The sequence below is a fragment of the Variovorax boronicumulans NBRC 103145 genome (assembly GCF_001591345.1).
GTDB classification, from domain to species: domain Bacteria; phylum Pseudomonadota; class Gammaproteobacteria; order Burkholderiales; family Burkholderiaceae_C; genus Variovorax; species Variovorax boronicumulans.
Genome location: NZ_BCUS01000081.1, coordinates 16674 through 29002 on the forward strand (window position 1 = coordinate 16674; position 12329 = coordinate 29002).

Genomic DNA, 12329 nt, shown 5'->3' on the forward strand with positions numbered 1-12329 from the left:
AATTCATACTTTCCAATCTGGCATGAATCCCCACGCGATGGAACGCGGCGATCTCGAACTGGTGCTGGCCATCCGCGACCAGGGCAGCCTGGCCGGCGCGGCCGCCACGCTCGACGTGGTGCCCTCGGTCATCACCAAGCGGCTCGGCGCGCTGGAGGCCCGGCTCGGGCAGCGGCTGTTCGACCGCACGACGCGGCGGCTCAGCGTCACGGCCGAGGGCGAGGCCGTGTGCCTGCATGCACGCACGCTGCTCGAAGGCTTCGCAGCGCTCGAGAGCGAACTCGGCGAACGGCAGAACGCGCTGATCGGCACGGTCCGCCTCGCGGCCACCTTCGGCTTTGGCCGGCACTGGCTCGGCCCGGCACTCGCGGACTTCCAGGCGCAGCACCCCGGCCTGCAGGTCGAGCTGCTGCTGACCGAGCAACTGCCCGACCTCGGCGCCGAAGGCTACGACGGTGCGGTCTGGCTGTGGGCGGTGCAGCAGCACCGCGCCGCCGACTGGACCACGCGCCGCATCGCGCGCAACCAGCGCGTGCTGGCCGCCTCGCCCGATTACCTGGCACGCCGCGGCACGCCGGCCACGGTGGAAGCGCTGGCCACCCACGACTGCCTGATCGCGCGCGAGAACGGCGACGCCGCGCAGTCGCGCCAGTTCGCGCTCTGGACGCTGCGCCACGCGCGCGACGGCAGCACGGCGCGCGTGCGGGTGCAGGGTCCGCTCACGAGCAATTCAGGAGAGATGGTGCGCGACTGGTGCCTCGCGGGCCACGGCGTCATGCTGCGCAGCCTCTGGGACATCGCACCGCAGCTGGCGAGCGGCGAACTGGTGCGCGTGCTGCCGCTGTACAGCATGCCCGACGCCGACATCCACTGGGTCGCGCCGTGGCGGCCGAAGACGCCGCGTCGCGTGCGCCTGCTGGTCGATCACCTCGTCGAGCAGTTCCGCTCGGAGCCCTGGAAGCCGGCCAAGCCGGCCGGGCGCTGAAGGCAGGGTCGGTCAGCGCTCCGCGCGCACCACGAGGCTCACGCCGACGGCCGTCAGGCCGATGCCCAGCACCGTGGTCCAGGTGATCGGTTCCGCGAACAGCAGCCAGGCCATCAGCGCCGTGCACGGCGGCACGAGGTACAGCAGGCTGGTGACGGCGGTGGCCGTGCCGCGCTGGATCAACATATAGAGCAGCGAGCTGCCGCCCAGCGACAGCGCCAGCACCGACCACGCCATGGCGCCGATCGAATGCGTGTTCCATTCGATGGCCTGCGCCTCGAGCGCGGCGAAAGGCAGGGTCACGAGCAGCGCGGCGGCCATCTGCACCGCGCTGGCGCTGCGCACGTCGCAAGGCGCGACGAAGCGCTTCTGGTACAGCGTGCCCGCCGTGATCGACAGCAGCGCCATCACGGCCAGCCCCATCGTCAGCGCGTTGACCTCGGTGCCCTGCCCCAGCTTGCGCGACACCACCAAGACCAGCCCGGCGAAACCCAGGGCCAGCCCGGTCCATTGCCGTCCCGAAATGCGCCCGCCGTTGAAAGACAGCCACACTGCCGTGAGCACCGGCTGGATGCCGACCAGCAGCGCCACCAACCCCGCGCCCATGCCCGCATGCACCGCCGCCCAGACACCACCGAGGTAGCCGGCCTGCATCAGCACGCCCGTGACGGCGAGGTGACCCCATTGCGCGCGCTTCGCCGGCCACGCCACGCGCGCGAGCATGACCCACACGCCGAAGCAGGCGAGCGACAGCGCATAGCGCACGGCGAGGAACTTGAGGGGTGGCGCGTAGGGCATGCCATAGCGCGCAACGATGAAACCCGTGCTCCAGATCAGCACGAAGACCGCCGGCATCGCCCGCAGCCAGCCTGCGTTGCGGACCGAGACGGCCGCGGTCATTTGGAATGGGCCCGGATCTCGGGAATGGCCTTTTGCAGGTAATAGACCATCGACCAGACAGTGAGCACCGCCGAGATCCAGATCAGCCACTGGCCCCACAGGCCGGTGTCGATCACCTTGAAGAGGTGCCCGTCATAGAGCAGGAAGGGAATCGCGACCATCTGCACGGTCGTCTTGACCTTGCCGATCATGTGGACCGCCACGCTCTTGCCGGCGCCGATGCGCGCCATCCATTCGCGCAGCGCCGAGATGGCGATCTCGCGGCCGATGATGATGAGCGCCACGAACACGTCGGCGCGCTGCAGATGCACCAGCACCAGCAGCGCGGCGCAGACGAGAAACTTGTCGGCCACCGGATCGAGGAAGGCGCCGAAGGAAGAGGTCTGGTTGAGCTTGCGCGCCAGGTAGCCGTCGAGCCAGTCGGTGGCGGCGAACACGATGAACATGACCGTGGCGATCAGGTTGCGCGTCGGTTCGCTGATCGGCAGGTAGAAAACGCCGACGATCAACGGAATCGCGACGATGCGCGTCCAGGTCATGATGGTCGGTAGGGTCCAGAACATGCGGGCGATTGTGTCATGCACGCGTGAAGCGCTGGAAGGTCGGGGGCAATCCCGGCTTCAACGCAGCGCGCGATAGATTTCCTCGGCCAGTTCGGTGGCGATGCCCTCGACCGAGGCGAGGTCTTCGACGCTCGCCGCCGCCACGCCGCGGATGCCACCGAAACGCTGCAGCAGGCGCGCCCGGCGCTTCGGGCCGATGCCCGGAATGTCTTCGAGCTGGCTGCCGCCCACGCGCACCTTGGCGCGCTTGGCGCGCATGCCGGTGATGGCGAAGCGGTGCGCCTCGTCGCGGATCTGGGCCACCAGCATCAGGGCCGCCGAATCCTTGCCGAGGTAGACCTTCTCGCGGCCGTCGGCGAACACCAGTTCTTCGAGCCCGACCTTGCGGCCCTCACCCTTCTCGACGCCGACGATCAACGACAGCGGCAGGCCCAGTTCGCTGAACACCTCGCGCGCCATCGACACCTGGCCCTTGCCGCCGTCGACCAGCACCAGGTCGGGCATGCGCGCGGCCGGCGTCCGGGGCGGCGGCGCCTCGACGCCCTCGGCCCCTTCGCTTTCCGCGTCGCCCGGCGCCAGCGCCTGCGTCTCGGCCGCCATCGCCTCGGCCAGCTTGCCGTAGCGGCGGTGCAGCACCTGGCGCATGGCGGCGTAGTCGTCGCCGGGCGTGATGCCCTCGATGTTGTAGCGGCGGTACTCGCGGTTCTGCATCGTGTGGTGCGCGAACACCACGCACGAGGCCTGCGTGGCCTCGCCCGCCGTGTGCGAGATGTCGAAGCACTCGACGCGGAAGTTCTCCAGGTCGTCCGACGCCAGCTCGAGCGCGTCGGCCAGCGCACGGGTGCGCGCCTGCTGCGAGCCCTCTTCGGCCAGCAGCCGCGCCAGCTGCAGGCCGGCGTTGGTCTCGGCCATCTCGAGCCAGTGGCGGCGTTGTTCGTGCGGCTGGAACACCGCCGTCACGCGCGCGCCGGCCTGCTGCGAAATGGCCTCGATGAGCGCGCGGCTCACCTGCCGGCCCAGCACCAGCGTGGCGGGCACCGGCACGTCGATGTAGTGCTGGGCGATGAAGGCCTCGAGCACCTGCACCTCGATCGGGTCGGCGACCACCGGGTCGACGCCCTCGTCGGCGTCGAGCTCGCCGTGGTGAATCTGCGCCGCGTCGTCCACGTGCACCGGAAAGTACGCGCGGTCGCCCAGGTGGCGCCCGCCGCGCACCATGGCGAGGTTGACGCAGGCCTTGCCGCCCTGCACCTTGACCGCGAGGATGTCGACGTCCTTGTCGGACACCACCTCGATCGACTGCTGGTGCAGCACGCGCGAGATGGCTGACATCTGGTTGCGCAGCTCGGCCGCCTGCTCGAACTCGAGCTTCTCGGCGTGCGCCGTCATGCGCTGTTCGAGCGTGGAGAGCACGCCCTGCGTGTCGCCGAGCAGGAAGGCCTCGGCGCTGGCCACGTCCTGTGCGTAGGCCTCGGGCGAAATGAGGCCCACGCAGGGGCCGCTGCAGCGCTTGATCTGGTACAGCAGGCAGGGCCGCGTGCGGTTGGCGTACACCGTGTCCTCGCAGGTGCGCAGGCGGAACACCTTCTGCAGCAGCTGGATCGATTCCTTCACCGCCCACGCGCTCGGGTACGGCCCGAAGTAGCGGTGCTTCTTGTCGACCGCGCCGCGGTAGTAGGCCAGCCGCGGAAACCCGTGCGAGGCGATCTTCAGGTAGGGATAGCTCTTGTCGTCGCGAAACAGGATGTTGTAGCGCGGCTTGAGCGTCTTGATCAGGTTGTTCTCGAGCAGCAGCGCCTCGGCCTCGGAGCGCACCACGGTGGTCTCCATGCGCACGATCTTCGAGATCATGTGGCCGATGCGGGTGCCCCCGTGGCTCTTCTGGAAGTAGTTGGCAACCCGCTTCTTGAGGTTGCGCGCCTTGCCCACATACAGCACGGCGCCGGCCGCGTCGAAATAGCGGTAGACGCCCGGCAACTGCGGCAGGGCCGCGACTTCGCTGAGCAATTGATCGGAATGCACGTCGGACATGGCGGCTATTGTGGCGCGCGGCGTGAGGGCCGGCTGGGCCCGACGCAAAGGCGACACGGACAGGAACGGAATGTGCTCAAGATCGCAGCGGGCGCCGGGGGGCGCCCATTGTCTTTTTTGGCATTCAAATTAACAGCAAAGGGAAATATTCATGAAGAAGAACTCCGTGCGCGCATGGTGGGCGTTGACGCCCCTCGCGCTCTCGCTGGCCGTGGCCGGCTGCGGCGGCAACAGCAACAACAACGCGCAGAACAACGCCGCACTGGTCGCGGCCATCGCCGCGATCAACGCGGCCAACCAGCCTACGCCCACGGCCCCGCCCGCCGCCGACAACGGCTGCCAGATCCCGAGCAGCGGCACCTCGGTGGTCGTCGGCTCGGGCGACCCGGGCGATCCGGCCGCGCCGGAGCCGGCGTCGGGCTACGTGCCCGGCCACAAGCTGGTGTACGCCAAGAACTACATGGTGGTCGCGAACCACCCGCTGGCCACGCGGGCCGGCTGCGACGTGCTGAAAGCCGGCGGCAGCGCGGTCGATGCGGCGGTGGCGGTGCAGGCCGTGCTCGGCCTGGTCGAGCCGCAGTCGAGCGGGCTGGGCGGCGGTGCCTTCATGCTCCATTACGACGCGGCGACGAAGAAGGTGCAGGCGTACGACGGGCGCGAGACGGCGCCTGCGGCTGCCACCGAGAACTACCTGCGCTATGTGGACGATGCCACCGACACCAGCGCGCCCGTGCCCAGCGCCCGCTGGAGCGGCCGTTCCATCGGTACGCCCGGTGCCGTACGCATGCTCGACATCGCTTATCAAGACCACGGCAAACTGCCCTGGAAAGACCTGTTCGGCTACGGCATCACGCTCGCGTCCGACGGCTTCCTGATCGGCGGACGCATGGCGACCGCCATCGCGGGCTCCGCGACACACCTGAAGCGCGACGCCGACGCCACGGCCTACTTCTTCAACGCCGACGGCACGCCGAAGGCGCTGGGCACCAGGCTCACGAACCCGGCCTACGCCAAGACGCTGAACGCCATCGCCACGCAAGGCGCCAACGTCTTCTACGCAGGCGACATCGCCAAGGGCATCGTCGACAAGATCGGGGTCAGCGCCGCCGTCGATGGCTCGGCCATCACGCCCGGCAAGACCACGCTGGCCGACCTGGCCAGCTACAAGGCCAAGCGCCGCGACCCGGTCTGCGGCACCTACCGCGATTACTACGTGTGCGGCATGTCGCCGCCGTCCTCGGGCGGCATTGCGGTGATGCAGACGCTCGGCATCCTCGAGACCTTCAATCTCGGCCTGCATAAGCCGACCGCCATCGACCTCGAAGGCGGCAAGCCGAGCGTGATGGGCGTGCACCTGGTGAGTGAGGCCGAACGCCTGGCGTACGCCGACCGCGAAAAGTACGTGGCCGACACCGACTTCGTCCCGCTGCCGTACGGCTCGATCGATTCCCTGATCAATAAGCCCTACCTGCAGGGCCGTGCCAGCCTCATCAGTCTGGCGAAGAGCATGGGCACCGCCCAGCCCGGCGATCTTGGCGACGTTCCGCTCGGCATCGACAAGACCGAAGAGCACGGCACCACGCATTTCACCATCGTCGACAAGCAGGGCAACGTGGTCGTGATGACCACCACGGTGGAAGGCGGCATGGGGTCGGCCCACATGACGCAGGGCTTCCTGCTGAACAACCAGCTGACCGATTTCTCGGACGAACCGTACGGCAGGCCCACGCAGACCTACAAGGTTGCCAACCGCGTCGCCCCGGGCAAGCGTCCGCGCAGCTCGATGGCGCCAACGCTGGTGTTCAAGAAGAACGCCGACGGCAGCATGGGCGAGTTCGTGATGGGCACCGGCTCGCCCGGCGGCAGCAACATCATCCAGTACGTGGTGAAGACGCTGGTCGGCGCGCTCGACTGGGGGCTGGATGCGCAACAAGCCACGTCGCTGGTCGACTTCGGGGCGCCCAACTCCGTGACCACCAACGTCGGCGGCGAGCACCCGAATGTCGACGAGACCAACTCGGGCCTCAACGACCCACTGGTCGCCGGACTGATCGGGCTGGGTCACAAGGTGTCGGTGACACCGCAGTCCAGCGGCGTGAGCACCATCATCCACACGAACGTCGGCGGCAAGCCCGCGCTGACCGGCGGTGCAGACCCGCGCCGCGAAGGCATCGTGCTGGGCGACACCTTCACGCCCTGAACGACAAAGGGGCTGGCGCAACCTCCGCTGCGCCAGCCCCCTTGCCCGATCACCTGTTGATTTACTTCGCGACTTCCGACACCAGCCGGTACAGGAACTCGCGCCCGTCGTACAGACGCTGGATCTCGATGCGCTCGTCCAGCCCGTGCGCACGCGCATCGGCCGGCTCGAGGAACATGCCGGTCACGCCGTACATCGGGATGCCGGCGTTGCGCAGGAAGCGGCTGTCGGTGGCGCCGGTGCTCATGGCGGGCACCACGGGCACGCCGGGCCACATCTGCTGCGTGAGCATCTCGACCGTCTTCACGAGGTCGCCGTTGAGCGGCGAGGCCGGACTGCGCAGCGGCTTGCCCATGTTGCGCACCACGATCTTGTCGTTGCCCACGGCCTGGGTCAGCAGGCGCTCGACCTCCTCGGGATCGTCGTGCGGCAGGATGCGGCAGTTGACCGTGGCCTTGGCCGATTGCGGCAGCGCGTTCTCAGCATGGCCGGCCTGCACCATCGTCGCCACGCAGGTGGTGCGCAGCTGCGCGTTGTAGGCCGGGTTGGCCGTCATGCGCTCGAGCACGCCGGCGTCGGGGTTGCCGCTGCCGATGGCGCGCATGTCGTCGGCCAGCTGGCCGGTGGCGAAAGGGGCGCTGCGCGCGAAGTAGGTCTTGGTGACATCCGCGAGCTTGATCGGGAAGGCGTAGTTGCCCAGGCGCTCCAGGCCGGCCGAGAGCGCGTAGATCGGGTTGGTCTTGGTGGGCACCGAGCTGTGGCCGCCCACGTCGCGCGCCTCCAGCATGTAGGTGGTGTACATCTTCTCGGCCACCTGCATGCGGTGCAGGTTCGGCTTGCCGCCGCGCAACTCGCCGCCGCCGCCCTCGTTGATGCCGAACTCGGCCTGCAGCAGCTCGGGCTTGTTGTTGATGAGCCAGAAGGCGCCGTTGCTGAGCGCGTCGCCGCGCTCCTCGTCGGCGGTGAGCGCCAGGATGATGTCGCGCTTGGGCTTGAAGCCTTCCTGCTTGAGCTGCCCCAGCACGGAGACCAGCGCCGCGGCCATGGCCTTGTCGTCGATGGCGCCGCGCGCCGTGAAGTAGCCGCCGGTTTCCTGCAGCTTGAAGGGGTCGGTCTTCCAGTCTTCGCGGCGGGCCTCGACCACGTCGATGTGGGCCAGCAGCAGAAGCGGCTTCTTGCTGCCGTCGCCCTTGAAGCGCAACACCAGGTTCCCCTTCTTCGGGAAGGGCTCGAAGATCTGGATGTCGCCGGGCGCGAAGCCCGCGTCGACCAGCCGCTTTTCCATGGCCCGCGCCGCGACCGTGTTGTCACCCACCGAGTGGGTGGTGTTGATCTCGATCAGTTCCTTGTAGATCTCGCGAAAGCGCTGCTGCTGCGCAGTGAGCGGCGCGGTCTGGGCCTGGGCGCCGGCGATGCCGGCCAGGGCCAGCGAGAGCGCGAGCACGCCGCGTTTGGCGCTGCTCAAGGGCGAAGAAGAAAACGACGAACGGCGACGGGTCTGCATCCTCATGGTCTGGCTCTCTCCGATGGTTGTTGTGGCGAGGGGCAGCATAGCAAGCGGGCCACGTTTTCGCCCGCGCCTGAGCGACCGCGAAGACAGGCACACTCGCGGCCATGGGCACGCGCATGCAATGGGACATCTTCTGCAAGGTCATCGACAACCACGGCGACCTGGGCGTCTGCTGGCGCCTGGCCTGCCAGCTGGCGGCGGCGGGCGAGCGCGCGCGGCTGTGGGTCGACGACCCCACGGCGCTGAACTGGATGGCGCCGGCCGGCTGCGACGGCGTGCAGGTGATCGACTGGTCCGACGCCGAAGCCGTGCGACGCGCCGTTGCCGATTCGGTGCCTGACGTGTTGGTCGAGGCCTTCGGCTGCGACCCGGAGCCGGAACTCATCGCGCGTTTCGCGCAGGCCCCGGGCCCTGCGCAGGCCTGGATCAACCTCGAGTACCTGTCGGCCGAGCCCTATGTCGAGAAACTCCACCGGCTGCCCTCGCCCGTGTTCAAGGGCCCAGGCGCCGGGCAGACGAAACGTTTCTTCTACCCGGGCTTCACGCCCGCGACCGGCGGCTTGCTGCGCGAGCCGGACCTGATGACGCGCCAGGCGCGCTTCGACCGGGCGCGCTGGCTGCAGGCGCAGCAGATTCCCTGGCAGGAAGGCGAGCGCCTGGTGTCGCTCTTCTGTTATGAGCCGCCCGCGCTGGCCGCCCTGCTCGCCCGGCTGGCCGCCGACCCGGTGCCCACGCGGCTGCTGGTCACCGCGGGCCGGGCCGCCCATGCGGTGCAGGCCTGCCTTGCGACCACCGACACGCCCGATCGCCCGCCGGGCGGCCGGGGTTCGCTATCAATTTCATACCTCCCCTACCTCAGCCAGGCAGATTTCGACCACCTGCTGTGGGCCTGCGACCTCAATTTCGTGCGCGGCGAAGACTCGCTGGTGCGCGCCCTCTGGGCCGGCGCGCCGCTGGTCTGGCAGATCTACCCGCAGGACGACGACGCGCACCACGTCAAGCTCAACGCCTGGCTCGACTGGCTCGGCGCCCCGCCTCAGCTGCGGCTTTTTCACCACGCCTGGAACGGCTTCGGCGACGCGCCCCTGCCCGCGCCCGGCCCGCTGGACGCCTGGCGCGACACCGCCCGTGCGGCGCGCGGCAGGCTGCTCGCGCAGGACGATCTGCTGGCCCAGTTGCGGCAGCTGGTCGCCGGAAAAAGCTAAAATAGCGGGCTTTGCGGAATTCAGCCCTGGCCGCCACGGTCGGGGACGCCTTTCGCCAAACCTGCCGCGGGACATGTACGGCGGGGCCAGATACGACGGCATGCAGCGCCGAGGGCCCCGCGCACCGAGCGGCCAACATCCAGAGAACCTGATATGAAAATCGCTCAAGAAATCCGCGCCGGCAACGTCATCATGCACGGCAAGGACCCGATGGTCGTCCTCAAGACCGAATACAGCCGCGGCGGCCGCAACAGCGCCACCGTGCGCATGAAGATGAAGAGCCTGATCGCCAACTTCAACACCGAAGTGGTCTTCAAGGCCGACGACAAGATCGACCAGATCGTTCTGGACAAGAAGGAGTGCACCTACTCCTACTTCGCCGACCCGATGTACGTCTGCATGGACGCCGAGTACAACCAGTACGAAGTCGAAGCCGAGAACATGGGCGACGCCCTGAACTACCTTGAAGACGGCATGGCCGTCGAAGTGGTGTTCTACGACGGCAAGGCCATCTCGGTCGAACTGCCGACCAGCGTCGAGCGCGAAATCACCTGGACCGAGCCGGCCGTCAAGGGCGACACCTCGGGCAAGGTCATGAAGCCCGCCAAGATCGCCACCGGCTTCGAAGTCGGCGTGCCGCTGTTCGTGTCGCAAGGCGACAAGATCGAAATCGACACCCGCACCGGCGAATACCGCAAGCGCGTCTGAGCGCGTCTGCACCCGGCTGACCACCACCACGACGAAGGCTCCGCAAGGAGCCTTTTTCGTTGGCGGGCACGCGGGTTGCATCGGCGCACAATGCCAAGCCAATTCCGTTCGACGACCGTTTCATGAACAACACGCACAACATTCACGACAAGCGCCTGGCCGATGCCTGGGCCACGCTGCAGTCCCATTCCGACCGGGGCCTGCCCCTCGATCCCGATCCCTCGCGCCTGGCCTTCGCCGACCCCGAGTTCCTGCTGCGCCGCGAAACGCGCGGCATCCGCATGCAGCTCGAGCTGATGAAGCCCGACCTCGAGCAGCGCGCCCACGGCATCGAGAACACGGTGGTGGTCTTCGGCAGCGCGCGCTTTCGCAGCGAAGACGAGGCCGCCGCGCTGGTCGCGCAGGCCGAGGCGGCCGGCGACACGGCCCTGGCCGAGCGCTGGCGCCGGCTCTCGCGCAACTCGCACTACTACGAGAAGGCGCGCACCTTCGGCAAGCTGGTCGCGCAGTACAGCGAGAAGAAGGAGCCGCAGGACAAGCTCTTCGTGTGCACCGGCGGCGGCCCCGGCATCATGCAGGCGGCCAACCGCGGCGCGCACGAAGCCGGCGGCCTCTCGGTCGGCCTGGCCATCGCGCTGCCGATGGAAGAAGAAGCCAACCCCTACGTCACGCCGGCGCTGAGCTTCAAGTTCCACTACTTCGCGATCCGCAAGATGCATTTCATGATGCGTGCGAAGGCGCTGGTGGCGTTCCCGGGCGGCTTCGGCACGCTCGACGAGCTGTTCGAGGTGATCACGCTGGTGCAGACCAAGAAGTCGAAGCCGGTGCCGATCGTGCTCTTCGGCTCGGACTACTGGAAGAAGCTGATCGACTTCGACTTCCTGGTCGACGAAGGCGTGATCTCGCCCGGCGACGTGAAGCTCTTCGAATACGTCGACGCGCCCGAAGACGCCTGGGAAGCGATCAAGCGTTTCTACAAACTCTGACCACCCCGGTCAGGCGTCGTCGCTGTCGTCGGGCCGCAGGGCCTGCTCGAAGAAGCGCGTGAGCGCGCGGGCGCGGCGGCGGCGGTCGGCCACGGGGTTCGCGTGCGGCCCCATGGCCACGGCATCGTCGGCCACGCCGTGCAGCGCATTGAAGAGGATCACGGCCGTCAGCGTCGCGTCCTCGACCTCCCACACCCCCGCGGCGTCGCCCTGCTTCAGCAGGGTCACGAGCTGCGTGATGACGACGTTGTCGTTGCGCATGCGCCGGTCCTCGGGCCGGTACTCGTGGAACACCACGTCGTGCAGCGCGACGTTGTCCAGGTAGGTCTCCAGCCCCGCTTCCACCCAGGCCTTGAGCCGCGCACGGTGCTTGCCCGACGCGTGGCGATCCATCGCCTCCTGCAGGCGCGCGCAGAAGGTGTCGACGAAGCGTTGCTGCAGCGCGCCGAGCAGCGCCTCCTTCGACGGAAAGTACAGGTAGAAGGTGCCCTTGGCCACCTGCGCGCCGGCCGCGATGTCGTCGATGCTGGTGGCGGGGATGCCCTTGGCGATGAACAGCTGCTCGGCGGCGTCCATCAGCGCGACGGCGCGGGTCTGCGGCGCCTTGGTGCGGCGGCGCGCGGCGGTGGCGGGAACGTCGTCGGGGCTGCTGCTTGTCATGCTCAGGTACCGGCGCGTGCCGTGTCGATGGCGGCGTGCACCGCCGCGGCATCGAGACGCAGGCCGCGCGGGGCCAGCACGCGCTCGCGCAGCCAGGCCAGGGCCTCGTCGGTGCGGGCGAAGGTGCTCGCGGGAATGCCGAAGAGTTTTTCGACGTTCATCTTGCTGATCTTCTCGAACTGGTCGGCGGGCACCACGCTCGCCATGCCCATCATATGGCGGCGGATGTCGGCACCGCGCGCCTGCAGCCACTGCCTGGCACTCTGGGCGCTGCCCTCGGGATGCACCAGCGCGTCGGCGTCCGCGAAGACGCGCAGCGAGACAAAGGGCTCGCCGCGGTCGAGCCAGCAGTTCCAGTCTTCGGTGAAGGCCTGCAGGCTTTCCAGCGTCTGCAGGCCTGCGGACACGCTGATGACCAGCGGCCATTGACTGAGTTCGTGACGGATCATGAAAGACTCCTTGTAGACAACCGGAAGGCGCCGGGCACTGCGGCGCAGAAAGGGAATGCGGACGGCGGGCATGGCGAACGGCTCAGGCGCGCGTGGGGGCGGCGAGCGCGGCGGCCCGCGGCCTGACGCGCA

11 protein-coding genes are annotated in these 12329 nt (G+C 68.4%); 5 read left to right on the forward strand and 6 right to left on the reverse strand.

Annotated elements, in window-relative coordinates; translation table 11 throughout:
- Nucleotides 1–22 precede the first annotated feature (22 nt).
- Nucleotides 23–985, forward strand: coding sequence for a LysR family transcriptional regulator (locus VBO01S_RS21410; protein ID WP_082818222.1), 963 nt, complete (start codon nucleotides 23–25; stop codon nucleotides 983–985).
- 12 nt (nucleotides 986–997) lie between these two features.
- On the opposite strand, the gene VBO01S_RS21415 is transcribed toward VBO01S_RS21410, so the two are convergent.
- Genes VBO01S_RS21415 through uvrC form a run of 3 tightly spaced genes read right to left on the reverse strand, consistent with a single transcriptional unit; the run spans nucleotide 998 to nucleotide 4479 of the window.
- The gene (locus VBO01S_RS21415; RefSeq protein ID WP_062479066.1) at nucleotides 998–1885 is read right to left on the reverse strand and encodes a DMT family transporter; all 888 of its coding nucleotides are present in this window, start codon (nucleotides 1883–1885) and stop codon (nucleotides 998–1000) included.
- Nucleotides 1882–2448: a CDP-diacylglycerol--glycerol-3-phosphate 3-phosphatidyltransferase gene (gene pgsA, locus VBO01S_RS21420; protein WP_062479069.1), complete on the reverse strand. Its 567-nt coding sequence runs from the start codon at nucleotides 2446–2448 to the stop codon at nucleotides 1882–1884. The genes VBO01S_RS21415 and pgsA overlap by 4 nt, the downstream gene beginning before the upstream one ends.
- A 57-nt stretch (nucleotides 2449–2505) precedes the next feature.
- On the reverse strand, nucleotides 2506–4479 hold the full coding sequence (gene uvrC / locus VBO01S_RS21425; protein ID WP_062479072.1) for an excinuclease ABC subunit UvrC: 1974 nt from the start codon (nucleotides 4477–4479) through the stop codon (nucleotides 2506–2508).
- A gap of 151 nt (nucleotides 4480–4630) precedes the next feature.
- Here uvrC and ggt point away from each other — a divergent pair, with 151 nt between their 5' ends.
- Nucleotides 4631–6679 (forward strand): gamma-glutamyltransferase, encoded by a 2049-nt coding sequence (ggt, locus tag VBO01S_RS21430; protein WP_062479073.1) that lies wholly within the window; start codon nucleotides 4631–4633, stop codon nucleotides 6677–6679.
- A gap of 61 nt (nucleotides 6680–6740) precedes the next feature.
- Here the strand turns inward: ggt and VBO01S_RS21435 are convergent, their stop codons facing one another.
- On the reverse strand, nucleotides 6741–8189 hold the full coding sequence (locus VBO01S_RS21435) for a M20/M25/M40 family metallo-hydrolase (RefSeq protein ID WP_062479076.1): 1449 nt from the start codon (nucleotides 8187–8189) through the stop codon (nucleotides 6741–6743).
- Nucleotides 8190–8293: 104 nt separating this feature from the next.
- Here VBO01S_RS21435 and earP point away from each other — a divergent pair, with 104 nt between their 5' ends.
- The 3 genes from earP to VBO01S_RS21450 all read left to right on the forward strand — a co-directional run bounded on the left by earP (nucleotide 8294) and on the right by VBO01S_RS21450 (nucleotide 11088).
- A complete protein-coding gene (earP, locus tag VBO01S_RS21440) occupies nucleotides 8294–9394 on the forward strand; it encodes an elongation factor P maturation arginine rhamnosyltransferase EarP (protein WP_062479079.1) in 1101 nt (366 codons plus the stop codon).
- Nucleotides 9395–9547: 153 nt separating this feature from the next.
- Nucleotides 9548–10102: an elongation factor P gene (gene efp / locus VBO01S_RS21445; protein ID WP_062479082.1), complete on the forward strand. Its 555-nt coding sequence runs from the start codon at nucleotides 9548–9550 to the stop codon at nucleotides 10100–10102.
- Nucleotides 10103–10224: 122 nt separating this feature from the next.
- Nucleotides 10225–11088: an LOG family protein gene (locus VBO01S_RS21450; RefSeq protein WP_062479095.1), complete on the forward strand. Its 864-nt coding sequence runs from the start codon at nucleotides 10225–10227 to the stop codon at nucleotides 11086–11088.
- 9 nt (nucleotides 11089–11097) lie between these two features.
- On the opposite strand, the gene VBO01S_RS21455 is transcribed toward VBO01S_RS21450, so the two are convergent.
- Together VBO01S_RS21455 and VBO01S_RS21460 are read right to left on the reverse strand one after the other, a co-directional pair.
- Nucleotides 11098–11748, reverse strand: coding sequence for a TetR/AcrR family transcriptional regulator (locus VBO01S_RS21455; RefSeq protein WP_062479085.1), 651 nt, complete (start codon nucleotides 11746–11748; stop codon nucleotides 11098–11100).
- 2 nt (nucleotides 11749–11750) lie between these two features.
- Nucleotides 11751–12197 carry a hypothetical protein gene (locus VBO01S_RS21460; protein ID WP_062479087.1) on the reverse strand — a complete coding sequence of 149 codons (447 nt, stop codon included), beginning with the start codon at nucleotides 12195–12197 and terminating at the stop codon, nucleotides 11751–11753.
- Nucleotides 12198–12329 lie beyond the last annotated feature (132 nt).